The sequence below is a fragment of the Pseudomonas sp. GGS8 genome (assembly GCF_024168645.1).
Lineage (GTDB): Bacteria > Pseudomonadota > Gammaproteobacteria > Pseudomonadales > Pseudomonadaceae > Aquipseudomonas.
Map to the genome: position 1 here is coordinate 4,314,264 of NZ_JALJWF010000001.1, position 25,335 is coordinate 4,339,598.

The following is a 25,335-nucleotide window of genomic DNA, read 5'->3' on the forward strand; positions in this document are numbered from 1 at the left end:
TTGTACGGTCATCCATGCCTGCCAAGATACCCGTGAACTCTTTTTCAAGGAGGTGCGGGAGCCTGGATAGGCGGTTGCGAGGGGCCTTGCAGTTCCTTAAACCGGGCCAGGTTTTCAGCGCATGAACGTGCATGAACAGCCTCAGAGATATAAACAGCGACACGGTGCTGCGGTTCGGGCCTTACGCGTTCCATCTGCATCAGCGGCTGATCCTGGACGGTGATCGGCCGCTACGCATGGGGGGGCGAGCCCTGGAAATTTTGCAGGTGCTGGTCGAGCACGCCGGTGCGGTGGTCAGCAAAGAGGCGCTGATTGCCCACGTCTGGCCGACCTCGGTGGTCGAGGAAATCAACCTGCGCGTACACATTGCCGCCCTGCGTCGAGCGCTCGGCGATGGGCCGAACGGGCAGCCCTACATCGTTAATATTCCCCAACGCGGTTATAGCTTCATCGCCCCGGTGCAGCACGACCGGACGGGCACTCCTGTGCTGGTCGAGACCTTGCACAAGCCTCAACACAACTTGCCTGCGCGGCTGACACCGGTGACCGGTCGCGACTCGATCGTCGGCAGCGTGGTCAGGCAGTTACCGGTTCGACGCTTCATGACCCTGGTCGGCCCTGCTGGCATTGGCAAGACCACCGTGGCGTTACGCGTGGCCGAATTGCTGTTGCAGCACTATCGGGAGGGTGTCTGGATGGTTGACCTGGCGGCCATCGATGACCCGTCACAGTTTGTCGATCATCTGTCGCGCACTCTGGAACTGGACGTCGGCGCAAAGGCGTTGGCGCAACGGCATGCCTTGGTGGTGCTCGACAACTGCGAACACCTGCTCGAACGTTGCAGGACAGTGGTGGACGATCTGTTGGCCTCGGCGCCTCGACTGTCGATCCTCGCCACCAGCCGCGAACCGCTGCGAGCAGCGGGGGAAACGCTGCTGCGGTTACCCGCCCTGACGGTGCCGCCAGCCTCGGCGATTTATAGCGTGGACGAGGCCATGGGGTATTCAGCGGTGCAGCTGTTGGTCAGCCGCGCCCGAGCCCGTCAGCAAGGGTTTGCCCTGCGCCAACAGGATCTCAATGCTGTGCGCGACATCTGTCGGCGGCTGGATGGCTTGCCCCTGGCCATTGAGCTGGCGGCGGCGCAAATCGATGCACTGGCACTGGTGGGGTTGCAAGCGCAACTGGGCAACTGTTTTCAGCTGTTGAGCCAAGGTCGACGCACCGCCGTGCCACGGCATCAGAATCTCAAAGCCGCCCTGGACTGGAGCTATGAACGGCTGAGCCCGTTGGAACAGATCGTGTTGCAGCGGCTGGCGGTGTTCAAGTTGGCGTTCACCCTGGACGCGGCGATTGGCGTGATCAGTGGCGCGATGTTGCTGCCCGCAAGCCTGGTCAACGTGGTGGAGAGTCTGGCGAATAAATCGCTGCTGTCGGTGGAGCAGGGCAACGGCGTGACGCGCTACCGTTTCCTCAATACCACGCGCACCTACGCCCTGGAGAAACTCGAACACAGCGGTTACTTGCACGCCTTCGAACTGCGTTATGAGCGCTACATCAGCCGGGCCCACTGGACATCAGGCGGGCAGGTCGCGCTGCAGCTCGTCGAGTAGCCGCCGGACTTTTATCAGGTCCGGTGTGGCGAAGCCTTCGGTGAAACGCTGGTAAATCGGCGCCAGCAGTTCATGGGCTTGTCGGAAGTGGCCTTGACGTTGCCACAGCTGAGCCAGTGATGTGGCGCTGCGCAGTTCCCAGGCCAGCGCTCCCTGGGTTTTCGCCACGGCTAAAGCCTTGAGCAGCACCGCCTCGGCCGCGTCGACGCTGTTCGGGCAATTCTCTGCCAGCAACGCGTCGGCCCTGGCCCGCAGAATCTCCGCCGTGCTCCAGCCCGCCGCGCCGTTTTCGGCCCGCTCCAGCAACGCATCATCGATGAAACGGCTGCCCAGAGTGACCATGATTTCCTTGACCAACCCGGTGTCCGGTCGCGGGGATGAAGGCGCATCAGTTCCGTCGATCACCTGCGCGTAATGTTTGGCCCAGGTGTAGAACAGCAACACCGAGTGTTTCTTCGCCTGCTCAAGCAGCAAGGCCAGGAGCTCGCGGGCGACCGGCGTGTTGCCGTTGTAGTGGGCGATCAGGCAACCGGACAGCGCCAAGGTGTAGCAGATGGACGTGCCATGATTGATTTGCATCGCGATGTCGAGCGCCTGTCGCGCGGTGCGCCAGGCTTTTTCCGGGAGCCCTTGTAACCAGAGAATGCGCGCCAGAATCGTCAGGGCCGCCACGCTCTGGTCGTATTGCACGCCAAAACCATGGGTGAAACGGTTGAGTTGGCCGCTCTGGGCCAGGCGTTGAATGACCTGTTCGGCATTCTCCCGCGCCAGTGCCTGATCTCCGGCAAAATGCAGGGCCAGGACCCGCAAGCGGTGAGTGCTCAGGGATAACACCGCGTCGCCGTGCAGCCCTAAACGGTCAAATTCCAGGCTCTGCTCCAGGGCCATTTGGTATTGGCCACAACTGAGGTTGACCGCCATGTGCCCCGAGATTGCCCTGAGCTGACCGGCCATATCGTTACAGTCTTCGGCCAGTCGTTTGGCGCTGACGAACGCTTCGATGGTTTCGGCGGTACCGCCCTGGGTGTGGTAGCAGGAGCTGCCGAGGGCGAGCTTCAAGGTCATTTTCAAACGCGGGCAGGGATGATCTGTCGCCTTGAGCAACGCCAAGGCCTTGCGCACATACACACCGTGCTCCTTGAGCAGCGACAGTTCCTGCCAGAGCGGTGTTGAGGTCGCGGCAAGGCGGATGGCCAACGTTTGCGACCCTTGAGTATTCAAGGCCCAATCGAGCGCCGCACGAATGTCTTCCAGGTTGCGGGCGTAACGCTCGGTCCAGCGCTCGCTCTGGGTGTGTTCCCATTCACTCTGCGCCTTCTGCATCAAGGCCAGGCAGCATTCGGCGTGGCGCTCTCGGGTGTCCGCCAGCTCTTGGGCTTGGTCGAGTTTTTCCAGCGCATAGCCACGCGTGGTGTCGAGCAGACGGTAGAACACTTCTTCGTCGCCGACTTCCACGTTCAGCAATGACTTGGCCACCAATTGGGTAATCGAGGCAAACACTACGTCGGGCTCGATGTACTGGCCGACAATCACGGCAGCCGCCGATTCCAGGGTAAAAGCGCCCCGGAATATCCCCAGTCGGCGCAGGCACGTCTGCTCGCAGGGATTGAGCAGTTCGAAGCTCCAGTCCAGCGTGGCGCGCAGGGTCTGATGGCGGCCCATGGTGGTCGGGCAGCCTTGGGCGAGCAGGCGAAAGCTGTCTTTCAGTTGCGACAGCAAGCCGCTCAAACCCAGGTTGCCGACCTGCGCCGCTGCCAGTTCGATCGCCAACGGGATGCCGTCCAGACGTCGGCAGATTTCAATCGCCAGCGGCAGGTCGGCTTCGCTCAGTTCGAAGCTGTCGTGGCTGGCCATCGCCCGCTCGACAAACAATTGCAGCGCCGAAAACGTCAGGGCCTGAGCACGGTCGAGCACGGCGATGGGCGGCGGGCAGTCCAGTGATTCCAGGCGCTGCACGTATTCGCCTTCGGCCCGCAGGCTTTCGCGACTGGTGGCCAGAATGTGCACTTGGGGCGCCGCGCGCAGGATGCTTTCGCTAAGCAACGCAATGGCATCGATCAGGTGTTCGCAGTTGTCGATGACCAGCAGCATCTGCCGTTCGCGCAAGCATGTGGCGAGCCCGTTCATGGGGTCGGCGTCATGCAACGACAAGCCCAGCGCTGTCGCCAAGTGCGCGCCGATCATCAAAGGGCAGTTGATCGGTGCCAGGTCCACCAGGCGAATGCCGTCTCGATAGCGACCGATCAGTTGCTCGGCGACGCGTAGCGCCACGGTCGTCTTGCCGATCCCGCCGGGGCCCACGAGGGTGATGAAACGTTGCTGTGAGAGTTGCGCCAACAGGCTGTCGACCAGGGCCTGACGGCCGATCATGCGGGTCCGGCGGATCGGCAGGTTATGGCCGCCTGGTTCATTGGCGTCGTTTTGCGGGCGTTGTTCAATGGGCTCCAGGGAAAACGGTGCGACAAAACTGTAGCCGCGCTGGGCGACGGTGACGATGTAACGCTGGCCGGCCTGACCGTCACCGAGGGCTTTGCGCAGTGCCGCCATGTGTACGCGCAGGTTGATGTCTTCCACCACGCTTTTCGGCCAGACCTGCGCGATCAGGTGCTGCTTGCTCACCACCTGGCCTGCGTGCTCCAGCAGGATCAACAGAATGTCCATGGCTCGCCTGCCCAGGCGCAGAGGCTGGTCGGCCTCCATCACCAGGCGTTGTCCGGGGTAGATCCGGTAGGGGCCGAAATGGATGGCCTGTTCGGGGGAAAGGGTCAACGGGTCACTCCTGCTTACATCCGTCTATCACGCGCTATCCAGGCATATTCCTCAGGTTTTTTCGGCAACGCAACGCAGCGTCAGGCGCGTTGTCGGCGTGTGCATCGGTTGTTGCCTTGCCGTCAGTACCCAGTGGTCCCGTATTTATTGGGCACAGTGCGGGTAGAGGGCGCGCCGGGGTCATGGGTGTACGGTGGAAAATTAACAACGTTTAACTCGTACCAAGTCCGGTCTACGCTCAAAAATCCATTTCTTCAAGTAGCCGAAGGTCTCGGCCTTCTTTGCAACAGAAAGTGCAACAAAAAGCGTGCCGCAAAAGGACGAACACTTCTGGAGGAGCCGGAATGAGCAACGTGGTGGTGGTCTATCACAGTGGCTACGGGCACACCCGGGTCATGGCCGAAGCCGTGGGCCAGGGTGTGGAACGGCACCTGGGCAGCACCTGCCGGCTGATTCCGGTGGAGGAAGTGGACGAGCACTGGGAACGCTTGCACCGTGCCGATGCAATCATCTTCGGTGCTCCCACCTATATGGGCAGCGCCTCGGCGGCGTTCAAGGGCTTCATGGAGGCCACCGCGTCGTTCTACCTGGCGCAACCCTGGCGCGACAAACTCGCTGCCGGGTTTACCAACTCCGGTTGCCTGTGCGGCGACAAGCTCAACACCTTGCTGCAGATGGCGGTGTTCGCGGCCCAGCACTCGATGATCTGGGTCGGCCTCGACCTGCTGCCGGCGCGCAGCAGCATCGGCGTGTTCGACGGGCAGTTGAATCGACTCGGCAGTTCGCTCGGAGCGATGGCCCAATCGAACGTCGAGCAATCCCCCGAATTTGCACCCCCCCTGGAAGACCGCCGTACCGCCGCACATTTGGGCGAGCGGGTGGCGCGCCTGGCCGAGCGAATGGCCCACACCTCTGATTAACCGTCGTAAACCCCATGCATCAGGAGAATCATAATGAGCACCTTTACCACCCGAGACGGCACCGAGATTTACTACAAGGACTGGGGCACCGGTCAGCCGATCGTCTTCAGCCACGGTTGGCCGTTGAATGCCGACAGTTGGGAGTCGCAGATGATCTTCCTGGCCTCCAAAGGCTACCGGGTCATCGCCCATGACCGTCGTGGTCACGGTCGTTCGAGTCAGCCATGGTTCGGCAACGACATGGACACCTACGCCGATGACCTGGCGCAGCTGATCGAGCATCTGGATTTGCAAAACGCCGTGCTGTTCGGCTTCTCCACCGGCGGTGGTGAAGTGGCGCGCTACATCGGTCGCTACGGCACTGGTCGCGTGGCCAAGGCCGGGCTGATTTCATCGGTGCCGCCGCAGATGCTCAAGACCGACACCAACCCCGGCGGCCTGCCAATGGAAGTGTTCGACGGTATTCGTCAGGCATCCTTGGTCGACCGTTCGCAGCTGTACAAGGATCTGGCCAGCGGTCCGTTCTTCGGTTTCAACCGGCCGGGCGCCAAACCGTCTCAGGGCATGATCGACTGGTTCTGGCTGCAGGGCATGGCGTCCGGCCACAAGAACGCGTACGACTGCATCAAGGCGTTCTCTGAAACCGACTTCACCGAAGACCTGAAGAAGTTCGACGTGCCGACCCTCGTGGTGCATGGCGACGACGACCAGGTGGTGCCGATCGAAGCGGCGGGCATCGCCTCGGCGAAACTGGTCAAGGGCTCCACGTTGAAGGTCTACCCGGGAGCCCCGCACGGCCTGACCGATACCCACAAGGATCAACTCAACGAAGATCTGCTGGCGTTCATCAAGGGCTGATCAAAATCAAAGGCGTCTACAGGGACATGTGAGCACCTGTAGGCGCTGGCGAAGGCTGCGATCTTTTGCTGTTGTGAGAGGGAAGAGTACGCATGGCACGGCAGCGCCAGGCAAACGGTGTGATGCCTTCGCTGCGGGTGAAGATATGGGAGAAATGCGCCTGGTCGCAGAAGCCACATTCCAGGCTGATTTGCGTCAGGGTCAGGTCGGTGTTCCGGATCAACTGTTTGGCCCGGGCAATGCGTTGCTGTCGGATCCAGTCCTGCGGTGAAACACCGGTGCTGCATTTGAACGCACGGGAAAAATGACTGCGCGACAGGGCACAGACCCGTGCCAGTTCGGTCACTTCCAGGGTTTCGTCGAGGTGATCGAGGATCAGCTGTTTAACCAGGTTTTCACGCCAGGGGCTAAGGCCTCCCGTGGTCTTTTTTTGCGTTTCAGTGGCGCACGCCCTGATCGCGTTTTGCTGAAAGTAAGCCATGGCCAATGTCCGTGTCGGTGGGCGCGCGCGGGTGCACTGCACGGTGGGCCAGCACGTTCCCTTGTTTTAGAAACAAGTCTGCGCAGAAGGCTTCATTCTTGGCCGCGAGGACTTTGGCTTGCGAGTTAAACGTTGTTAATTCCGCAGTCAGGCTTAAGGGTGAAAATGCGTCAACTGAGCACATCACTGCAATTCGCGCCGATGCACGGTCATGCAAGATGGGCGATGTGTAGCGGCCTGGGCAGGGCCGCTTTTTCTGGCTCGATCAAGGGTGATCTCATGAAGCATTCCCGCGTTTGCACGCTTGGCGGACTCGGCCTGGCATTGGCGCTGATGTCCGGCATCAGCCTGGCCCAGGCACCGGCTCAGGTGAACACTCAGGTGCCCGGTTATTACCGGCTCGCGGTGGGTGACTACGAGGTGACGGCGTTGTTCGATGGCTACAACGACCTGTCGCCTAAACTGCTCGAGGGGCTGACCCAAGACCAGATCCGCGCGTTGCTGGCTCGTCGTTCGATTGAAACACCGGGGGTGCAAACCGCGTTCAATGCGTTTCTGGTGAACACCGGCAAACAGTTGATTCTGGTGGATACCGGAGCAGGGCAGTGCATCGGTGCCACGGCGGGCCAGTTGTCGGCGAACATGAAAGCCGCCGGTTATCAGCCAGAACAGGTCGATACCATCCTGCTCACCCACTTGCATCTGGACCATGTGTGCGGGTTGGTGGACGGGCAGCACAAGCCCGTGTTCGCTAACGCCACGGTCTACGCGGCCAAGGCCGAAGCCGATTACTGGCTTGACCCGCAGGCGATGGCCAAGGCACCGGCCGGCGCCAGGGAATTCTTCAAGATCGCCCAGGACTCCACCGCGCCCTACATCGCGGCGGGTCGCTTCAAGACCTTTGCTGCCGGGCAATCGCCAGTGCCGGGCGTTGTCGATGCCGAGCTGGAGGCCGGGCACACACCGGGCAGCACCACCTATCGGTTCAACTCCCAGGGCCAGAGTATTCTGTTCATGGGGGATCTGGTGCATAACCTGGCGGTGCAGTTTGAGCATCCCGAGGTATCGATCCGTTTCGATGTCGATAATCAGCAAGCGATCAAGAGCCGCGCCAAGGTGTTCAGCGATGCGGCGGCCAGCAAGATCTGGGTCACGGCAGCGCATTTGCCGTTTCCGGGTGTCGGCCATATCACCGCAGTGGACAAGCATTTCCAGTGGGTGCCGATCGAGTACGGGCCTTACAAACGAGCGGCGAACGTGCCGATGATCGAGTAAAGTCCGACACATCTGCGCCTGGCTGAACACAAAAGGGAATCGTGCCCATGAACCGTAATGATCTGCGTCGCGTCGACATGAACCTGCTGGTGATTTTCGAAGCCCTGATGTTCGAAAAGAACCTGACCCGCGTCGCCGAAAAACTGTTCATGGGCCAACCGGCGGTGAGCGCGGCATTGGGCCGGTTGCGTGATTTGTTCGACGATCCGTTGTTGCTGCGCAACGGTCGTGGCATGGAGCCGACGGCGCGGGCGCTGGCGATTCTCAAGGAGCTGCAACCGGCGATGGACACCATCTCGGGGGCGGTCAGCCGCGCCAAGGAGTTTGACCCGACCAGCAGCTGCGATGTGTTCCGCATCGGGCTATCGGACGATGCCGAGTTCGGGCTGTTTCCGCCATTGCTGCGGCAATTGCAGGAAGAGGCACCGGGAATCGTGGTCGTGGTGCGCCGCGCCAACTATCTGTTGATGCCGGCCTTGCTGGCGTCGGGGGAAATCTCGGTGGGGGTGAGCTACACCACCGATCTGCCGGCCAATGCCAAGCGCAAGAAGCTGCGGGACATCCCCTGCAAAGTCCTGCGCGGCGATGACCGCCCGGGGCCGCTGACCCTCGACGAATACTGCGCCCGTCCGCATGCAATGGTGTCGTTCTCCGGCGACCTGAGCGGCAACATCGACCTCGACCTGGCCAAGGTCGGCCGCACCCGTCGCGTGGTGCTCGGCGTGCCGCAATTCAGTGGTTTGCGCGCGTTGCTCGCAGGCACGGAAATGATTGCCACTGTGCCGGATTACGCCGCGTGTGCGTTGGTGGAAGGTTGTGCGTTGCGGGCCGAAGATCCACCGTTTCCGATTGATGCCGCGCAACTGTCGATGGCCTGGAGCGGGGTGCATGACAACGATCCGGCAGAGCGCTGGTTGAGGTCGCGGATCAGTCAGTTCATGTCGGTGACGCTGGATATTCCGGCAGTTTAAGGGCTGTAGATACAGGTCTTCAAAACACCTCAAACCCAGTGGGAGCGGGCTTGCCCGCGATGAGGTCGGCACATCCTGCATTGATGTCGACTGGCAGACCGCTATCGCGGGCAAGCCCGCTCCCACAGGGGAATGTGTGTTGATTCGAGGGCTGTGTTTAGGGGTGTTTAACGTTACTTCCTGAAAGCTACAGATCCTTGCGCCGTTGCCTACGACTGCGCCAGAATCCGCCGGCTTGTGCGCTTTGGGCCTGGTCTTTATCGTTTCCGTGTCGCTGCCAATCAGTGATCGGGTTTAGCGACTCGGACTATTCAAAGTGCATCAGTGCCCCAGACTTAATTGCCGACTTTTGACGCCTGCAATTACGTTATGGTGGCTGTATGCGGGAGACCCTCGGGTCTACCGGGTGCCTTTGACCGGTTCGCTAACCTGCATACAGTCGCCACCCTTACTTGTTTAGCGACAGGTTCTGGTGGTGCTATTTTCCAAAGGAGATTCACCATGTTCAAAGCCACACCTAACCCACCAGAAACCGACGACGTTTCCCCCTACGATCCCCTCGATCCCAAAAAACTCCACGAAGCCGCCGAACGCGCCCTCGATCATTACCTCAAGCCCTCTGACCCCAAGACCCCACGCAAACCGAGCACGATTTACACTGTCGCCCCGGGCATCGACATCGAAGAGCTACTGACCAATGCCTGCGAGTCCTTTGCCTCGGCCAAGGTGATCGCCAGTGACTGCGCCGGGTTTCTGCAGGGGCCGCAGCGCAATACGATACTGGGCGTCGCGCAACTCATCATGTTCGGCGAACTGGCGGTGAGTCGGGCGCTGGATAGTCTGGAGCTGAAGGCCAACCCGGCCCTGTAACCTGATCCCCTGTGGCGAGGGGGCTTGCCCCCGTTCGGCTGCGCAGCAGTCGTAGAACCTGTGCATGCGGTTTGCCAGACAGACGGTGACTGCAGGTTTTGGGTCTGCTTCGCAGCCAACGGGGCGATGCGGCGTTCCGACAAGCCCCCTCGCCACAGAGGTTGCGTTGTCTGTGTATGGCGTTCCCGCCGTACAAAGAGAGCACGTACATCCAATTTTTCCCTACCCCTTGGCGGCACTATTCAATCCAATGATTGAACAGGGGAGAGCCATGAACGCTTCGCAACGGGATGAACAGGCGCGGGATGTCGGGCTGCTGTTTCTGCGGGTCAGCGGTGGTCTGTTTCTGCTGTGGGTTCACGGCTTGCCCAAGCTGCTGGACTTCAGTGCGCAGCTGCAACTGATTGAAGACCCGTTCCACCTCGGTGCCCACCTCACCCTGAGCCTGGCGATTTTCGCCGAAGTGCTGTGCCCGTTGCTGATCGTCGCCGGTGTGCTGGCGCGTCTGGCGTGCTTGCCTATTCTGTTTGTGTTGCTGGTGGCGCTGCTGGTCGTGCATCCGCAATGGAGCGTGGCCGAAGGGCAGTTCGGCTGGCTGCTGTTGATCCTCTTCACCTCTGTGTTCATCGCCGGGCCTGGACGGCTGGCGCTCAATGTCCGTTTGCCCGGAGTGCTCCGTTATGCCTGAAGCCCAAACTCAAAAAGCGCCGGGGTCCGATGAGATCGTGACGCTGATCGTCAAGCACCGGGTCAAGGCCGGTTTCGAAGCAGCCTATGAAGCCTGGCTGCGCAACATCGTCAGCGTAGCGGGGCGCACGGAAGGGCATCTGGGCGTGGACGTGATCCGCGGCAAGAACGGTGGCCTGGACATGTTCACCTGCGTGTTGCGCTTTTGCTCCACCGAGTCCATGCAGCACTGGCTCGATTCGCCGCAACGTCAGTCGTTGATCGATGAAGCCGCGCCGATGCTGGCCGACGGCGACCAGACCGAGGTCAACCCGGTCAACGAATTCTGGTTCGCGCCGCTGGCCGATGCCGCGTCGCCGCCACCGCGCTGGAAGCAGGCCGTGGTGTCGTTGCTGGTGATTCTGCCGCACACCTTGCTGGTGCCGCTGCTCTGGGGGCCGCTGCTCAAACTCAACGCTTTTCTCTCCAACTACTTGGTCGCCACGTTCCTGATCACCCTGACCATCGTGGTGTCGGTGGTGTACGTGTGCATGCCGGCTGCGACTCGCTTGTTTGCGCCGTGGCTGACGGCCAGTCAGCCACGGGAGCACCTCGAATCCAACGCAAATTCGCCACGCTGAGCCGGCGCTTTTTGCTTCATTTCAATGATGACGAAGGAACTGCGATGAACGCCGATCTGATTCTGTTCAATGGCCAATTTCATACCGTAGACCGCGAAAAACCCCTCGCCAGCGCCGTGGCGATCAAGGGCGGCCGCTTCGTCGCGGTCGGCACCGACGCCGAAGCCATGGCCCTGCGCGGCTCGGGCACCCAGGTGATCGACCTCAAGGGTCGCTGTGTCATCCCTGGCCTCAACGATTCGCACCTGCACCTGATCCGTGGCGGTTTGAACTACAACCTCGAACTGCGCTGGGAAGGCGTGCCGTCCCTGGCTGATGCGTTGCGCATGCTCAAGGAGCAAGCTGACCGCACACCGACGCCGCAATGGGTACGGGTGGTCGGTGGCTGGAACGAATTCCAGTTTGCCGAGAAGCGCATGCCGACCCTGGAAGAGCTCAACCAGGCGGCGCCAGACACCCCGGTGTTCGTGCTGCATTTGTACGACCGCGCCTTGCTCAACCGCGCTGCATTGCGGGTTGCCGGTTACACCCGCGACACGCCGAACCCGCCGGGCGGTGAAATCGTGCGTGATGCCAACGGCAACCCGACCGGCATGCTGGTCGCGCGGCCCAACGCGATGATCCTCTACTCGACCCTGGCCAAGGGGCCGAAGCTGCCGCTGGAATATCAGGTCAACTCGACCCGCCAGTTCATGCGTGAGCTCAACCGCCTCGGCCTGACCAGCGCGATTGATGCCGGCGGTGGTTTCCAGAATTACCCGGACGATTATCAGGTGATCGAGCAGTTGGCCAAGGACGAGCAACTGACCATCCGCATTGCCTACAACCTGTTCACCCAGAAGCCGAAAGAAGAGCTGACCGATTTCCAGAACTGGACCGGCAGCGTCAAGTTGCACCAGGGCGACGACTTCCTGCGGCACAACGGCGCTGGGGAAATGCTGGTGTTCTCGGCGGCGGACTTCGAGGACTTCCTCGAACCGCGTCCGGACCTGCCGCAGACCATGGAGCAGGAGCTGGAGCCGGTGGTCCGCCATCTGGTGGAACAGCGCTGGCCGTTCCGTTTGCACGCCACTTACAACGAATCCATCAGCCGCATGCTCGACGTGTTCGAGAAGGTCAACCGTGACATTCCGTTCAACGGTTTGCCGTGGTTCTTCGACCACGCCGAAACCATCACCCCACACAACATCGAGCGGGTGAGGGCGCTGGGCGGTGGCATTGCGATCCAGGACCGCATGGCGTTCCAGGGTGAATATTTTGTCGACCGCTATGGCAAGCAGGCCGCCGAATCTACCCCGCCGATCAAGCGCATGTTGGCCGAGGGCGTACCGGTCGGCGCCGGCACCGATGCCACGCGAGTGTCCAGCTACAATCCATGGACTTCGCTGTACTGGATGGTCAGCGGCCGCACTGTCGGTGGCCTGGCGCTGTACGAGGAAGGCTTGCCACGGCAGACCGCGCTGGAACTGTTCACCCATGGCAGTGCCTGGTTCTCGTCCGAGCAGGGCAAGAAGGGCCAGATCAAGGTCGGACAACTGGCGGACGTCGCGGCGCTGAGCGCGGACTTCTTCAGCGTCGAGGAAGAAGCGATCAAGTGGATCGAGTCGGTATTGACCGTGGTCGGCGGCAAGGTGGTGTACGCCGCCGGCGACTTCGAAAAACTCGGGCCTGTCAGCCTGCCGGTGCTGCCGGACTGGTCGCCGGTGGCGAAGGTTCCGGGACACTGGCGGCCGAACGCGCCGATGCAGGCGCAGGTACACCAGTGCAGCGGCCCGTGCGCCGTGCATACCCACAGCCATGAGAAGGCCCGTATGTCGAACGTGCCGGTGAGTGACTTCGCCGGTTTCTGGGGCGCCTTCGGCTGTTCCTGCTTCGCGTTCTGAGTCTTGCAACAAAAGCGTCGGCCATGTGTGGTCGACGCTTCACTCACCACCCTCCGAGGAGTTTCACATGAGCAACGTTCCTTACAAACGTCTGAACAAAGATGACGCCGTTGTGCTGCTGGTCGATCACCAGACCGGCCTGATCTCTCTGGTGCAGGATTTCTCGCCCAACGAATTCAAGAACAACGTGCTGGCCCTGGGCGACATCGCCAAGTTCTTCAACCTGCCGACCATCCTCACCACCAGTTTCGACGCAGGCCCGAACGGCCCGATCGTGCCTGAACTGCGCGAGCAATTCCCGGACGCGCCGTTCATTCAGCGTCCAGGCCAGATCAACGCCTGGGACAACGAAGACTTCGTCAAAGCCATCAAGGCTACCGGCCGCAAGCAACTGATCATCGCCGGCGTGGTGACTGACGTCTGCGTGGCGTTCCCGACCCTGTCGGCCATTGCCGAAGGCTTTGAAGTATTCGTGGTAACCGACTCTTCCGGCACCTTCAACACCACCGTGCAACAAGCGGCGTGGGCACGCATGTCGGCGGCGGGTGCACACCTGCTGAACTGGTTCGCCGTGGCCTGCGAGCTGCAAGGCGACTGGCGCAACGACATGGAAGGCCTGGCCAACCTGTTGTCCCAGCGTCTGCCGAACTACCGCAACCTGATCAACAGCTACACCAAGTTCACTGCCAAGTAAGAAGATCAAAAGATCGCAGCCTGCGGCAGCTCCTACAATTGGAATGCGTTCCTCCTGTAGGAGCTGCCGCAGGCTGCGATCTTTTGCTTTTAGCGTTTTTGCAACCATCCCAAAAAACCACCTTTCCTGATCGGCAGCGGTTTGGCCATCAACGCCAGCCGACTGTTCTGCTGGCGCACCGCCTGCAGCTTGTTCAACGCCCGGCCCACTTCACCGCGCTGTTCCATGCACTGGCGGGTGAGGTTCTTGTCGAGACGGTAGATGATCGAAGATGTCAGCGCGGTGAACGTCGCCTGCGACGGCGTATCGGCCAGGATGCTCTGTTCGCCCATGACTTCGCTCGGCCCCATGCGACCGGCCTCGGTGAAACCATTGCCGTCCGGCACGCTGGCGCTGACGACGCCGGTGGCGATCACGAACAGGCTGTCCGGCACGTCATACAGATCCAGCACCACTTCGCCCGCGGCGTATTGTTGCGCGACCATCGATTCGGCGAGGCGGTCGCGTTCCTCATGGCTCAGTGAGCGGAAAATCTTCACTTCGTCGAGCAGTGCGCGGGCGCGAGTCGAGGGTTCGATCACGCCGTCGGGGTGTCGCGAGATGCCAGCCGCTTCCAGATGGCGATGGGCGAGGTCGAACAGTTGATTGCGCACGTCGCTCTTTTTGCCCAGCTCGGCGATGAACCCGCTGGCCACGTATTCGGACATCTCTTCGCCGGCCTCTTTCAACACCGCTTTGGGTGCCGGGTTCAGCAACAGGTTGCTGCTGCCTTGCAGCGTGCGGTCGAGGGCGTCGAGCACCCGGCGTGGGCGGATGTGGTTCGCCACCTTGATGCTGATCGACACCCCGTGCAGGTTGTTCGGGCGGCTGAGGTTGACGATCTTGGCCTTGGCCGCCACCGAGTTCGGCACCACGGCCATCGTGCCGGCGCTGCTCAACAGGTGCGTGGCGCGCCAGTTAATGTCCAGCACTTTGCCTTCGACGCCATCGATCACCACAAAGTCGTCCACCTGATAGGGTTTGGTGGTGTTGAGCACAATGCCGGAGAACACGTCAGCCAACGTACTCTGCAACGCCAGACCGACCACGATGGCGAACACGCCGGAAGTTGCGAGCAGACCTTTGACCGGCAGATCCAGCACATAGCCGGCGGCCGCGACGATGGAGGCCAGAAACACCAGCGCACCGATAACGTCCTGCAACAAACGGCCGCTGTGACCTATGCGGCGCATCAACACCAGACCGAACACTTCCGTGAGCACCCGTGCGGCGTACAACCACCAGAGAATCCCCAACGCCGTAGCACCGAGTTGCGCCACCGGGTCATCGGCAAACAACGGCGTCTGCAACGGGCTGACACCGGCGTTGATGACCAGCGCACTGAACGCCAGAAACAACACCAGCCGCACACCGACCTTTGGCGCGCGATGCTTGAACGGGACGAGGTGCCAGAGCAGAGCGTCGAGCGCCAGCAGCAGGGCGCTCCAAGGCAACAGGTGGGCAGAGAAAAGGCTCATGGATTGCACTCCAGCGGGCACAAAAAACTCGCCACACCCTGGGGTGTGGCGAGCGCTTGGACTTAGTTCAGATGCGTCTTGAGCTCAGCCGCGGCCTGACGTACCGCCGCTTTGACTTCCGGAATCTGATTCAGCGGATTGAGCAGGCCAAAGTCATGAATCATCCCGTTGTAGCGCACCGAGGTCACCGGCACACCGGCCGCATCGAGGTGGCGGGCGTAGCCTTCGCCTTCGTCACGCAGCACGTCGAATTCGGCGGTCTGCACCAGTGCGGCAGGCAGGCCTTTGAGTTGTTCGGTGCTGGCGTTGAGCGGCGAGGCATGAATCTGCGCACGTTCGGCCGGGTTGGTGGTGTAGTTGTCCCAGAACCATTGCATCATCCCTTTGGTGAGGAAGTGCCCCTCGGCGAATTGCTGGTACGAGCCGTCGTCGAACTGCGCGTTGGTCACCGGCCACATCAACAGTTGGAAGCGCAGGGCAGGGGTTTTCTGTTCCTTGGCCATCAGCGCCACGACCGCCGCCATGTTGCCGCCGACGCTGTTGCCGGCCACCGCCAGTCGCTTGCCATCGACACCGATCTCTTTGCCATGCTCGGCCACCCATTTGGTCGCGGTGTAGGCCTGGTTGATAGCGGTCGGGTAGTGCGCTTCCGGCGACGGCGTGTAGTCGACGTATACCGCGACTGCGCCGGAGCCCACCACCAGGTCACGGATCAGGCGCTGGTGAGTCGGGAAGTCGCCCAATACCCAGCCGCCACCGTGGAAGAACATGAACACGGGCAACTCGCCCTTGACCTTGGCCGGACGCACCACTTTCAGGTTGATGGTCTGGCCATCGACCTTGATCGCCTTGTCGCTGATTTCAACACCCGACAGATCAACCTTCACCGAAGCCTGGGCGCCGGTCAGCACCGCGCGGGCGTCTTTCGGGCTCAGCTGTTCCAGCGGTTTGCCACCGCCGGCGGCGAGCGCATCGAGGAAGGCCTGGGTGTTGTGTTCGACACCGGGGCTGCCGGCGGCGAATGCGTTGCCGATGGACAGGGCGAGGACGGAAGCGGCGAGGGTGTTCTTGATGTTCATGTGCAAATCCTTTTTAAATCGTTTGAGTTTTTATGCCTTGGGATCGGGCTGCTGTGGCGCTGGGGTTCAGGCCTCAGCAACACCGTGAGCACAGATTAATGAGATGCCGGAAAGTGAAAAAGCGGCTATAAAGCGTTTTACTGTCAACCAGAGCGCGACAATGAACCCGTTCGAGGATATGCGTCTTTTTTGCCAGGTCATGGAATCTGGCAGCTTCACTGCGGCAGCCGATCAATTAGGGCTGTCCAAGCAATTCGTCAGCCGCCGCCTGATGCAACTGGAAGAGCGTCTCGGCGTGCGCTTGCTCAACCGTTCGACCCGGCGCTTGGACGTCACGCCGCTGGGGCAGAGTTATTACGAATCAGCCCTGCGCCTGCTCAGCGAAGTCGAGCAAGTGGAACAGGGCATCGCCGGCCAGACCACCGAACCTCGCGGCACTATTCGCCTGAGCGCGCCGTTGTCGTTTGCCGTGGCGCATCTGGGTAGCCTGTTACCGGAGTTTTTGCAGCGTTATCGCGATGTCACCGTGGAAGTCGACCTGAGTGATCGGCCAGTGGACTTGCTCGGTGAGGGTTACGATTTGGCCTTGCGCATCGGCGTGCTGGAAGACTCGACACTGATCGCCCGACGCCTCGCCTCCATCGAGCGAGTGTATTGCGCCAGCCCGGTGTATCTGGCCGATCGGGGCACGCCGCATAAACCCGAGGATTTGCATACTCACGATTGCCTGCCTTACGGCCACGGTCGTCAGGTGCAATGGCGTTTCGAGGGGCGGGGCAAACCGCTGAACGTCAACGTCACTGGGCGGATGCGGGTCAACAATGGTGAGTTGCTCAAGGACGCGGCCATCGCCGGCATGGGGATCACCTACCTGCCGACATTCATCGTCGGTTCGGCCCTGGAGGACGGCCGACTCGTGCCGGTGCTGGATGATTTTCGCCCCGAGCCGCTGACCTTGTCGGCTGTCTACCCGCAGCATCGCCAGAGTTCGCGACCGGTGCAGGCCCTGATTGAGTTTTTGCGTGAGCGGTTGAATCAACGCGAAGAGGGTTCGCACTGTCGGTGATTACAAGATCGCAACAAAGCTCGAATGGTGATTTTCCTGACGCTGATCCAGACTCATGCCGGCCAATCAAAGGCCCGAATTCTGGAGCGTGCAATGGAAATGCCGACAAAAGAAAAAGCCATCGCCAGCAATCGCGATGCCTGGAATGACTCTGCCCAACACCACAAAGACACCCCTGAGTGGCAGGCCTGTTCGAGTGCCGTGAGCCATGGCGATTTTTCCTGCCTGGATGACACTCTCACCGGGTTGCTTCAACAGGTCGGCGTCGACGGCAAGGATGTGGTGCAACTGGGCTGCAACAATGGCCGGGAAAGCCTTTCGCTGTTTGCGCTGGGTGCGCGCAGCGTAGTGGGCGTCGACCAGTCCGGGGCCTTTCTCGATCAGGCCCGGGAGCTGGCATCCCGTTCGCCTCATCAGCCCGAATTCATCGAGGCTGACATCCATCACCTGCCGATGGAACTTCACCAGCGCTTCGACGTGGCGCTGATCACCATCGGCGTATTGAACTGGATGCCGGACATCGGCGAGTTCTTGCGCCATGTCGCGCAAACCCTCAAACCCGGCGGCAGCCTGGTGATCTACGAAACCCACCCGTTCCTGGAAATGTTCGACCCCGAGTCAGCCGATCCCTATCGCCCGGACAGCTCGTATTTTCGCCGTGAGCCTTTCGTCCAGGACCAACCGATCGTCTACGAAGGCAAAGTCGAACAGCAGGCCTCGGCGTCCTACTGGTTCGTCCACACCCTGAGTGCCATCTTCACCGGTGCCGTGGAGGCGGGGTTGCAGATCAGTCATTTCAAGGAACACCCACATTCCAATCGCGAAGAACTCTACGACAAGTATCAGCAGCAAAAGGCGCAGTTGCCGTTGTGTTACACGTTGGTGGCGGTGAAGCGCTGAGCGTCAGATCTGAGGAATGAGTTGCACTGACTAACGCCATCGCGAGCCTGCTCGCGATGGCGGCGACACAGCCCTCAGTCAAGCAACGGCAATCGCTCCCGCACCGGCCACTCACGCCTGCGCCGCTGTCACTGGCTGCTGCTCCGGTTTACGCAGTGCGGTCAGCCGTGAGCCCGTGTAGTAGGTTTCGCGAAAGAAGCGCCAGCGGCCGAACAGGTCGTAGACATGGGTGATGCGCCCTTGCTCCTGGTAGTCCATGCGGATGTGCATTTTCATCGCCTGGATGTTGCGGGTATCGCAGACGTCAACGATCTTGTTGCACCCTTTGGCTCGCATCGCATCCCAGAGTTTGAACTGGGCGTCCATCGATAGGCTGGTGCCGAAGTATTGAGGGATCATTTCACCGCCGAACTCGAAAAACTCACCGGGATTGACCCGGAACCAGCAGCCGTAATAGTGCCGGTCGAAGTAGTCTCTGGCGCTGCCCCAGATGAATCCGATGGCATCACCTTCCTCGTTCACGTACATGTGCCCGGTGTGTCCCTCGGCGGCGATTTCGGCCATGGCCTTGACGCGGTTGCCGTAATACTTGGTGAATGCCGTGGCGTTTTCCGGGGTGATGATCACCAGGCGCAGGCCCGAATAGGGCCGCAGATTTTGCGGCGCCACCGGGGTCACCAGGTCGCGCCCCAGCCATAACAGCTCCCGATGGAAGTACACGTAGCGCTTCCAGAGCGACTGGAGTGTGTGGAGCAGGCCTTTTTGTTTGATGCGTTCGCGAAGCTTGTCGATGGCGCTCATGAAGTCCTCCGAGGCCGAAGCCAGGGTGTGGTGGGTAACGTTTTCGATGGCGAAAAATCAGGATTTCAACGGATGCAGTACGGTCGAGTATTGCAGCTCCTCTTTGGACGCCCTCGGCACAACGGCATAGGACACCCTCGGAACACCCCCAAGACGCTGATCCAGCACTTGGCTCAGCGACTCGCCGGGGTTCAGATAGGCATCGCCAAAATCGGTGCCGATATGGATCGGATGGACGACGATTTCCAGCAGGCCGTCGATAGGCATCGCCACGGTTCGCAGGTCGACCGGGGTGCATACGTTCTGGGCGGTCGCTCCGGACAAGCTGTTCAATCGATGGTTGAGCAACGTCTTGAACACTCGCTTGGGCACACTCAAGTTGCTGCCCAGATCGCGCGCCAGTCGCACGGGCACCCCTTGGCGGGCGGCAAACCGCGCGACGATTTCACCGATGGGCCAGATGTTGTGCACATGTTGATGGGAATCGAGGTGGCTGGGGTGCAGGCCGTTGTCCACGCAGCGTTGCCATTGGGCTTCGAGTTCCTCCAGCACCGCATCGCGATCCAGGCGATTGAGCCAGAGACTGTGGCGGGGCAGGCTGAGGTCGAACTCACCCTGGCTGTCGCAAAATGTCGAGCGCGCTAGAATCGACAGGCTCAACGGCCGGCCATACGTGAGGTTGAAGTGCAGCCCGATCCGCCCCTTGAGCAATGGCTGCCGGGCCAGGACGCAGGCCGCTTCGAAGGCCGGCATGTTGGCCATGGCGGTCGCGGAGCTGATGACCCCAGCGTGGAAGGCACCCAGGATCACCGCGTTTTCGCTCGGGCTGAGGCCGAAATCGTCAGCGTTGACTATGACTTGGCGAGGCATGGCTGCCCTCTCTTTCTTGTTCGGTGGGTGCAGCGTCTATAACGACAATAGGAGCCTGTATAGGTGTAAGCGTAGGAGCAACCAGCGTCGCTGCACGCCTGGCCTGCCAATTTTTTAACCAGGGTTTGATTCGGTGCCAGAGTCGCAGCGCCAGCCCCAAGGCGATGCCGCTGGGACGCCAGGAGTAGAAACTCCAACGCCAATGCTCCAGTTGGCCGGTCATGCGTTCCAGGAGTTGATGGCTGGAGTTTTCCAGGCTGATCCGCGAGGCATCGACCCAGTGCCAGTTGTCGTCCAGCCCCCAGCGGATCCACTCTTCGAGCAGCACGCGACCGCTGCCCAGGTCGGCGTATTGCGGCAAGAACGCCAGGTTGTAGTCGTACAACCGGCCCTGTTCCAGCAAGCCGATGCGGTAGCTGATGCAGCGCCCGTCCAGTTCCAGCACCACCACCCGCACCAGTCCCTGTTCGGCGAGGGCGGTGAAAGCGTGCTCGATCCATTGTCGGTAGCGGTCATTGGTGAAAATCCCCACGCCTTGAAGGCCTTTCCAGCTCAGCGCTTCGACTTTGCCGAGGGTTCGCAACAGCGGCCTGATGTTGGCGGCGTCGGGGGTTATCCGCCGGACCTCGGCACCGCAGGCGGCGATGCGTTTACGCGCCCGGCGCAGTTTGTAGCGCGGGTCGCCGGACACTTCCTGGCGGTCGGCGTCGCTGATCAGGTGCACCGGCACCCGACAACTGAGGCGGCGTTCTCCGGTCGAGCTGTGGGCCATCCAGGTGGTCAGTGCACTTTCCTCGCCGATGGGTTCGGACAATTCATTGAGTTGCAACAACGCATGGGGCACACGACGGCGGATGATCACCAGCGCCTTGCGCATGCTCTCGGCATGGAGGCAGCTGAGCAGGGCCAGGCGATCGGTGAGGGGGTAACCGAGGTGATGCAATACTCGAAACGGTAGCCCGCCAAAGCGCTTCACGGACATCACCAGCGGCAGGCACAAGGCCAATTCATCGCCGTGCCAGCCGAGCAGCACGTGCAAGCGTTCCCCAGCGGCCAGTGCCTGTTCCGATGCGCGCAGCCAGGCGAGGGTGTTGAACGGCGTATGGTCCGTCACGCGCCAGCGCAACCCCTCATAGGCGGCTGTCGGAAAGTCCGGCGCGCACAGCGACGTGCGCCATTCGAATCGAGCCATCATAGGTTCAGGCCGCCGCATAACTCATGGACGTTCATGAGGCGCTCCAGCTAAGGGCGAACAGGGTTTGCCCAGGCAGATCGAAGCTGACGCGACCGTCCTGACAGTTGAATTTGCCTTCGCGACTGCGGCTGTCGGCACCGAAATACACCAGCACTCCCTTGGTCAGCGGGCATCTCGCCCCGGCCAGATCGACACGCTGCAAGCGCGCCCCCTTATTGACGCCCAACAGGCTGCGTTGGCGCTCGGTGGCCATCGCCAGCACGTCGACTTCGAAGGCGTCGTTGTCCAGGCGCATGACGTTTTTCAGCCAGTGCTGCCGGATGAATTGTTGGGCCAGGCCCACCGGTTTGAGCTCGAAACGATCGCCACCCAGCACCCGCACCATGCCTTTGGGGTAGTTCGGTTCGTCGGCAGCCTGGAACCAGTTGAGCATGTCCAGCAACCCGTCCTGCGCCGAGTTGATGACCACCGAGGCCCACCACAGCGAAGTGAAATGGGTTTCCTGATCGTAGGGGCTCAGGCTTGAGCCACTGGACAGGTTGGTCTGGTCCAGCAGCAAGGCCTTGCGTGGCCGACCCTTGGCATCGAGGCCCACCAGTTCGGCGGCGCGGCGCACGCTGTCGCGGTAGACCCGGGTCGCCAGCAGGTCGCGAACCATCCATTCATGCCAGGCGAGGGCGTCGATCTGCTCGCCGGATTCGGCCAGCAGGCGCCGTGCCCAGTCGATACCGCGCTTGTCGGCAGCATCGTCGGTGAACGGGCCGTTGACTAAGCGCGAACTGGCGGGCATCGCAATACGTATGCCGGCCTTGGCGTTGGCCGGGTCATTACGCACTTGCTTGGCCATGCTGTTGAAGATCGCCTGGTAGTTGGCGTAGCTCGAATAGTTGAGATTCGGCTCGTCGGCGAACGCGATGTAGTGGGTGCCGGTGCCACCGAGTGCGCGAGTCGCGGCGAGCCAGGCGTCGAGGCCGGCATTGCTTATGGTGTCGACGCGCAGATCGGCCTGGCGCTGGCTGCCGGCCAACAGCGTGATGTCCTGCGTGATGCCGAAGCGGTTCTGATAGAGCTGGCGGAACGCATCTTCGTAGTGCGGATTTTGCGCGGTGACGTCGACGAAACTGTAATAGGAGCCCGCTTGGGGCTTGAGGGCGTCGAGCGCAGTGAAACTGGATTGAGGCGGCAGTACGTAGGGCAAGTAAATGCCCAGGCTCGGGGTCGGGCCGAGGGTCTCTTTATGTAGGGTCAGCCGGGTCTGGCCATCGTTCTCGCGCAGCGGTTTGAGTTGCTGCGGGTTCTGGGCGAACAGGTTCGCCGTGCCATCGAGCCAGAACGCGACTTTGCCACTGCCTTGCAGGCGCAGGCGCCAGACTTGCTCATCCCGGGAAACGGGCAGTTCCAGCTGATCGAATTGCCAATAGGCGCGATAGGGCTTGAGCATCAGCGACACTTGTTTGTTATCACCCACACGCTGCGCCTGCAGGGCGCCGACTCCACCATGAAACTTGCCGGCCAGTACCGCGTGCTCCCCCGGTGCGATTTTGAAATACAGCTCATCGCCGCCACGGGCTTCGGCGCTGAAATGCACCTTGGCCGGGGCGAATAACGCCACGGTGTGTTCGTCATGTTCGACGGTGTAGCGGCGGAAGCTGTAGCCCGGAATTTCCAGTCGATAACTGGCGGCACCCGGCGCCAGCGGCCAGCTCTGCTTGCCGCGGGTTTCACTGGCGGCGATCAGCCGTTCGCCCTTCAGGTTGCCATTGCCGTCGAGCAGGTACAGGTGTTCTTCATTGGCATCGGCCTGCCACGCCGGGACCCACTGGATGGTCAGTGTGTCGGGGCGATCCGCTTGCAGGTACAGGCTGCCGTCGCGGATGTCGGTCCAGCGCATGGGCGCCGCCTGAGCGCTCAATCCGAGGCCCAGGCTCAACAGCAGCATCAGGCGCTTCATGCCGATTTCCGTTGCAGCATCTGAAGCATCGGTGCCACATCGCTGGGCAGGATGATCAGGGTTTGCCAAACCGGCACGCCGCTCAACCGGCAGTACATCACCAGCAGCGCGACGGTCACCGCCAGGTAGGCGATGGACGATGCCGCCGCGGCGCCGACGATGCCATACATCGGGATCAGCAACAGGTTCAGCGCAAGATTCAGCAGCGCGCCGAGGCCCACCAGCAACGAAACCGTGCCGGGGCGATTTTTGCCCAGCAGGTCCAGGCGCAGGATGCTCGCATAGCAAAGACCAAGCAGCCCCGGCAGCAGCGCCAGCAAGGCCGGGTAGGCCGGTTGGTAGGCAATGCCGAACAGGGTGACGATCAGCCATTGCCCGATCACGGCCATGGTCAGGCAGGCACCGAGCATCACCGTGGCGGTCAGGCGCAGGGCCAACGGTGTCAGGCGTTCCATGCCTTCGTCTTGTTGCAGCAGGCGTTTCATCAGGGGTGTGGTCACCGCTTCCGGGACGATCAGCAGCAACTCGGCGGCAGCACTGGCCATGGCGTAATGACCCAACGCCGTGCTGCCGAGCAGGGCACCGATGAACAGGTAATCGGAGCGCAGAATCACTTGCTGGAACAGCAGGTCCGGATGGCTGCGGGCGCTGTAGCGCAACAGTTCCTTCTGGCTGGTGCGGTCCCATTGCAACGTCAAGGGTTGCGCTCGTTTGAGCCAGACCCAACCGGCCAGCACCACCAGGCTGATGCCGGCCAGCCAACTGATCAGCGCCGCTTCCAGCGCGGCGTCTTTCCACATCCAGAACAGGGCGATAAACAGCAGCAGTGGCGCCAGCGATTCCACCAGCCGCAAGGCATTGAACGCCACCACACCGCCCGACGCGTTGTGCAAGGTCAACAGGCCGCTCTTGAGCACGGTCAGTGGCACCGCCAGCAGCAACAGCCAGGCGAGCAATCCCAATTGTGTGGTGATGTCGAGTTCGCTGCCGAACTGCCGCACCAGCGCCACCACCAGCAACGTCAGCAAACCCGCCAGCAGGCAACCGAACACCAGCACCTGGCTCAGCAGCAAACCCATCGGTCGTTGCTTGGCCGCCTGATAACCCACCGCCGAATTCAGCCCGCCGCTGGTGGCGGCGCTGATCAAATCGGGCAGGGTACTGAGCAGCGCGAACAGGCCGCGCTCGCTGGGCCCCAGAATCCGCGCCAGCAACACGTTGCGCAGCAGCCGCAAGCCGATCATTGCCAGTTTGGTGCCCATGCTCAGGGCCAGGTGTTTGAGGTAGTGGCTGCGACTCATGGCCGGGCTCCGCGGTAGATGCGCCACGACAGCAACTCCGGATTGCGTGCCGTGCGCTGGCTGATGCCGATCCGCGGCAAGGCCAATGGATCGTCGACGCCACGGTAAATCCCGCTGGCGGTGCCCAGGGCAAACGCAAAGTCGTGGTCGGCCACGTGTTCGCGCACGCGCGCATCATGGTCGCCATTGGGGTAGCAGTAGACCGGCAGCGGCCGGTTGCAGCCGTTCAACAGTGCATTGCGGCTGCGGCTCAATTCTTCATCCAGGTGTTGATCGTCAAGGCTGGTGAGGATTGTGTGACTGGCGCCGTGAGGGCCGAAGCGGATCAACCCGCTGGCTTCCAGCGCGCGCACTTGATGCCAGTCCAGGGCCTGGGGCAACGACTCTTCAGGGCATTGGCCGGTGAGCCGGTTCAGTTCGCCCGGCGGCAGGTTTTTCAGGCTTTGCAGAAAATGCAAAAGCGCCAGGCTACGGCGCTGCACATCCAGATCATCGAGCAGCACCGGTAACGGTCGCCCGATCTGTTGCAGGCATTCAATCAAATGCATCCGGGCTTTTTCACCGTGGCTGTGCCACAGGGTTTCCCCCAGGCTTTCCCACCAGAAGCGTTGCCGGCTGCCGATGTAATCGGTGGAGAGAAAAATGCTCGCCGGCATCTGATACCTTTTCAGCAACGGGAAGGCATTCAGCGCGTTGTCACGCCAGCCATCGTCGAAGGTCAGCGCGACTTTGGGACGCTCCGACCTGGGCTCCGATCTCAGTGCGCCGGGTTGCAAGATCTCCATCAGCGGCACGCAATCGAAGTGTTTTTTCAACCAGAGCAGCAGATGGGCAAAGGCCTTCGGCCCGACGCACAGTTCATTGCGATGGGGCAGGTCGGCGGCGCGGTCATTGGGCAACACCCGGTGCAGCATCAGGATCACCCCGGCACCGTGCAGTTGGTGACGGCCTACCGGCGAGTTGAGATAGAGCCAGCCACTGGTGCGTTTTAATAGTTGTTTGATCGCCATGGAGCGG

The 25,335-nt window shown here is 61.4% G+C and carries 22 protein-coding genes; 12 read left to right on the forward strand and 10 right to left on the reverse strand.

What is annotated here, in order from left to right; all coding sequences use genetic code 11:
- Positions 1-131 precede the first annotated feature (131 nt).
- Positions 132-1,610 (forward strand): winged helix-turn-helix domain-containing protein, encoded by a 1,479-nt coding sequence (locus J3D54_RS19465; RefSeq protein WP_253421644.1) that lies wholly within the window; start codon positions 132-134, stop codon positions 1,608-1,610.
- On the opposite strand, the gene J3D54_RS19470 is transcribed toward J3D54_RS19465, so the two are convergent.
- Positions 1,575-4,379, reverse strand: a complete 2,805-nt coding sequence (locus J3D54_RS19470; RefSeq protein WP_253421647.1) for a winged helix-turn-helix domain-containing protein — start codon at positions 4,377-4,379, stop codon at positions 1,575-1,577. The genes J3D54_RS19465 and J3D54_RS19470 overlap by 36 nt on opposite strands.
- Positions 4,380-4,723: 344 nt before the next feature.
- On the opposite strand from J3D54_RS19470, the gene J3D54_RS19475 reads away from it, so the two are divergent.
- Positions 4,724-5,299: a flavodoxin family protein gene (locus J3D54_RS19475; protein ID WP_253421650.1), complete on the forward strand. Its 576-nt coding sequence runs from the start codon at positions 4,724-4,726 to the stop codon at positions 5,297-5,299.
- A gap of 33 nt (positions 5,300-5,332) precedes the next feature.
- The gene (locus J3D54_RS19480; RefSeq protein WP_253421652.1) at positions 5,333-6,157 is read left to right on the forward strand and encodes an alpha/beta fold hydrolase; all 825 of its coding nucleotides are present in this window, start codon (positions 5,333-5,335) and stop codon (positions 6,155-6,157) included.
- A 16-nt stretch (positions 6,158-6,173) separates the two neighbouring features.
- Here the strand turns inward: J3D54_RS19480 and J3D54_RS19485 are convergent, their stop codons facing one another.
- Entirely contained in the window at positions 6,174-6,638 is a 465-nt protein-coding gene (locus J3D54_RS19485) for a helix-turn-helix domain-containing protein (protein WP_253421656.1), read from the reverse strand.
- A 279-nt stretch (positions 6,639-6,917) separates the two neighbouring features.
- On the opposite strand from J3D54_RS19485, the gene J3D54_RS19490 reads away from it, so the two are divergent.
- The 7 genes from J3D54_RS19490 (at position 6,918) to ycaC (ending at position 13,638) form a co-directional block, all read left to right on the forward strand.
- Positions 6,918-7,913 (forward strand): MBL fold metallo-hydrolase, encoded by a 996-nt coding sequence (locus tag J3D54_RS19490; RefSeq protein ID WP_253421659.1) that lies wholly within the window; start codon positions 6,918-6,920, stop codon positions 7,911-7,913.
- A gap of 47 nt (positions 7,914-7,960) precedes the next feature.
- Complete coding sequence (locus J3D54_RS19495; RefSeq protein ID WP_253421662.1) at positions 7,961-8,884, forward strand: LysR family transcriptional regulator; 924 nt, start codon at positions 7,961-7,963, stop codon at positions 8,882-8,884.
- A 501-nt stretch (positions 8,885-9,385) separates the two neighbouring features.
- Positions 9,386-9,754: a DUF6124 family protein gene (locus tag J3D54_RS19500; RefSeq protein ID WP_253421665.1), complete on the forward strand. Its 369-nt coding sequence runs from the start codon at positions 9,386-9,388 to the stop codon at positions 9,752-9,754.
- A gap of 271 nt (positions 9,755-10,025) precedes the next feature.
- Positions 10,026-10,442, forward strand: a complete 417-nt coding sequence (locus J3D54_RS19505; protein ID WP_123359327.1) for a DoxX family protein — start codon at positions 10,026-10,028, stop codon at positions 10,440-10,442.
- A complete protein-coding gene (locus J3D54_RS19510; RefSeq protein WP_253421668.1) occupies positions 10,435-11,061 on the forward strand; it encodes an antibiotic biosynthesis monooxygenase in 627 nt (208 codons plus the stop codon). The genes J3D54_RS19505 and J3D54_RS19510 overlap by 8 nt, the downstream gene beginning before the upstream one ends.
- Positions 11,062-11,105: 44 nt before the next feature.
- Entirely contained in the window at positions 11,106-12,944 is a 1,839-nt protein-coding gene (locus J3D54_RS19515) for an amidohydrolase (RefSeq protein WP_253421671.1), read from the forward strand.
- Positions 12,945-13,011: 67 nt separating this feature from the next.
- On the forward strand, positions 13,012-13,638 hold the full coding sequence (ycaC, locus tag J3D54_RS19520) for an isochorismate family cysteine hydrolase YcaC (protein WP_028941293.1): 627 nt from the start codon (positions 13,012-13,014) through the stop codon (positions 13,636-13,638).
- Between the two features lie 89 nt (positions 13,639-13,727).
- Here ycaC and J3D54_RS19525 read toward each other — a convergent pair whose 3' ends face one another.
- Positions 13,728-15,155: a mechanosensitive ion channel family protein gene (locus J3D54_RS19525; RefSeq protein ID WP_253421674.1), complete on the reverse strand. Its 1,428-nt coding sequence runs from the start codon at positions 15,153-15,155 to the stop codon at positions 13,728-13,730.
- 62 nt (positions 15,156-15,217) lie between these two features.
- Positions 15,218-16,234, reverse strand: a complete 1,017-nt coding sequence (locus J3D54_RS19530) for an alpha/beta hydrolase (RefSeq protein WP_253421677.1) — start codon at positions 16,232-16,234, stop codon at positions 15,218-15,220.
- Between the two features lie 160 nt (positions 16,235-16,394).
- Here J3D54_RS19530 and J3D54_RS19535 point away from each other — a divergent pair, with 160 nt between their 5' ends.
- Positions 16,395-17,300 carry a LysR family transcriptional regulator gene (locus J3D54_RS19535; protein ID WP_253421680.1) on the forward strand — a complete coding sequence of 302 codons (906 nt, stop codon included), beginning with the start codon at positions 16,395-16,397 and terminating at the stop codon, positions 17,298-17,300.
- Positions 17,301-17,393: 93 nt separating this feature from the next.
- Positions 17,394-18,200 carry a bifunctional 2-polyprenyl-6-hydroxyphenol methylase/3-demethylubiquinol 3-O-methyltransferase UbiG gene (locus tag J3D54_RS19540; protein ID WP_253421683.1) on the forward strand — a complete coding sequence of 269 codons (807 nt, stop codon included), beginning with the start codon at positions 17,394-17,396 and terminating at the stop codon, positions 18,198-18,200.
- 111 nt (positions 18,201-18,311) lie between these two features.
- Here J3D54_RS19540 and J3D54_RS19545 read toward each other — a convergent pair whose 3' ends face one another.
- The 6 genes from J3D54_RS19545 to J3D54_RS19570 are packed head-to-tail and all read right to left on the reverse strand — an operon-like array spanning position 18,312 to position 25,328.
- Positions 18,312-19,001: an N-acetyltransferase gene (locus tag J3D54_RS19545; protein ID WP_253421685.1), complete on the reverse strand. Its 690-nt coding sequence runs from the start codon at positions 18,999-19,001 to the stop codon at positions 18,312-18,314.
- A 57-nt stretch (positions 19,002-19,058) separates the two neighbouring features.
- Positions 19,059-19,871 (reverse strand): ChbG/HpnK family deacetylase, encoded by an 813-nt coding sequence (locus J3D54_RS19550; RefSeq protein WP_253421688.1) that lies wholly within the window; start codon positions 19,869-19,871, stop codon positions 19,059-19,061.
- Positions 19,843-21,066, reverse strand: a complete 1,224-nt coding sequence (locus J3D54_RS19555) for a GNAT family N-acetyltransferase (protein WP_253421691.1) — start codon at positions 21,064-21,066, stop codon at positions 19,843-19,845. The genes J3D54_RS19550 and J3D54_RS19555 overlap by 29 nt, the downstream gene beginning before the upstream one ends.
- Positions 21,067-21,097: 31 nt before the next feature.
- Positions 21,098-23,017, reverse strand: coding sequence for a hypothetical protein (locus J3D54_RS19560; RefSeq protein WP_253421694.1), 1,920 nt, complete (start codon positions 23,015-23,017; stop codon positions 21,098-21,100).
- The gene (locus J3D54_RS19565; RefSeq protein ID WP_253421697.1) at positions 23,014-24,318 is read right to left on the reverse strand and encodes an oligosaccharide flippase family protein; all 1,305 of its coding nucleotides are present in this window, start codon (positions 24,316-24,318) and stop codon (positions 23,014-23,016) included. The genes J3D54_RS19560 and J3D54_RS19565 overlap by 4 nt, the downstream gene beginning before the upstream one ends.
- The gene (locus J3D54_RS19570) at positions 24,315-25,328 is read right to left on the reverse strand and encodes a polysaccharide deacetylase family protein (protein ID WP_253421700.1); all 1,014 of its coding nucleotides are present in this window, start codon (positions 25,326-25,328) and stop codon (positions 24,315-24,317) included. Before J3D54_RS19570 ends, J3D54_RS19565 begins: the two co-directional genes overlap by 4 nt.
- Positions 25,329-25,335 lie beyond the last annotated feature (7 nt).

Excerpts from the sequence above, each read along its gene's own strand:
- J3D54_RS19540 (WP_253421683.1), top strand. The coding sequence starts at position 17,394 with ATGGAAATGCCGACAAAAGAAAAAGCCATCGCCAGCAATCGCGATGCC.
- J3D54_RS19545 (WP_253421685.1), bottom strand. The coding sequence starts at position 19,001 with ATGAGCGCCATCGACAAGCTTCGCGAACGCATCAAACAAAAAGGCCTG.
- J3D54_RS19475 (WP_253421650.1), top strand. The coding sequence starts at position 4,724 with ATGAGCAACGTGGTGGTGGTCTATCACAGTGGCTACGGGCACACCCGG.
- J3D54_RS19525 (WP_253421674.1), bottom strand. The coding sequence starts at position 15,155 with ATGAGCCTTTTCTCTGCCCACCTGTTGCCTTGGAGCGCCCTGCTGCTG.
- ycaC (WP_028941293.1), top strand. The coding sequence starts at position 13,012 with ATGAGCAACGTTCCTTACAAACGTCTGAACAAAGATGACGCCGTTGTG.
- J3D54_RS19535 (WP_253421680.1), top strand. The coding sequence starts at position 16,395 with ATGAACCCGTTCGAGGATATGCGTCTTTTTTGCCAGGTCATGGAATCT.
- J3D54_RS19465 (WP_253421644.1), top strand. The coding sequence starts at position 132 with ATGAACAGCCTCAGAGATATAAACAGCGACACGGTGCTGCGGTTCGGG.
- J3D54_RS19555 (WP_253421691.1), bottom strand. The coding sequence starts at position 21,066 with ATGATGGCTCGATTCGAATGGCGCACGTCGCTGTGCGCGCCGGACTTT.
- J3D54_RS19550 (WP_253421688.1), bottom strand. The coding sequence starts at position 19,871 with ATGCCTCGCCAAGTCATAGTCAACGCTGACGATTTCGGCCTCAGCCCG.
- J3D54_RS19505 (WP_123359327.1), top strand. The coding sequence starts at position 10,026 with ATGAACGCTTCGCAACGGGATGAACAGGCGCGGGATGTCGGGCTGCTG.
- J3D54_RS19530 (WP_253421677.1), bottom strand. The coding sequence starts at position 16,234 with ATGAACATCAAGAACACCCTCGCCGCTTCCGTCCTCGCCCTGTCCATC.
- J3D54_RS19515 (WP_253421671.1), top strand. The coding sequence starts at position 11,106 with ATGAACGCCGATCTGATTCTGTTCAATGGCCAATTTCATACCGTAGAC.
- J3D54_RS19560 (WP_253421694.1), bottom strand. The coding sequence starts at position 23,017 with ATGAAGCGCCTGATGCTGCTGTTGAGCCTGGGCCTCGGATTGAGCGCT.
- J3D54_RS19480 (WP_253421652.1), top strand. The coding sequence starts at position 5,333 with ATGAGCACCTTTACCACCCGAGACGGCACCGAGATTTACTACAAGGAC.
- J3D54_RS19495 (WP_253421662.1), top strand. The coding sequence starts at position 7,961 with ATGAACCGTAATGATCTGCGTCGCGTCGACATGAACCTGCTGGTGATT.
- J3D54_RS19510 (WP_253421668.1), top strand. The coding sequence starts at position 10,435 with ATGCCTGAAGCCCAAACTCAAAAAGCGCCGGGGTCCGATGAGATCGTG.
- J3D54_RS19490 (WP_253421659.1), top strand. The coding sequence starts at position 6,918 with ATGAAGCATTCCCGCGTTTGCACGCTTGGCGGACTCGGCCTGGCATTG.
- J3D54_RS19500 (WP_253421665.1), top strand. The coding sequence starts at position 9,386 with ATGTTCAAAGCCACACCTAACCCACCAGAAACCGACGACGTTTCCCCC.
- J3D54_RS19485 (WP_253421656.1), bottom strand. The coding sequence starts at position 6,638 with ATGGCTTACTTTCAGCAAAACGCGATCAGGGCGTGCGCCACTGAAACG.
- J3D54_RS19570 (WP_253421700.1), bottom strand. The coding sequence starts at position 25,328 with ATGGCGATCAAACAACTATTAAAACGCACCAGTGGCTGGCTCTATCTC.
- J3D54_RS19565 (WP_253421697.1), bottom strand. The coding sequence starts at position 24,318 with ATGAGTCGCAGCCACTACCTCAAACACCTGGCCCTGAGCATGGGCACC.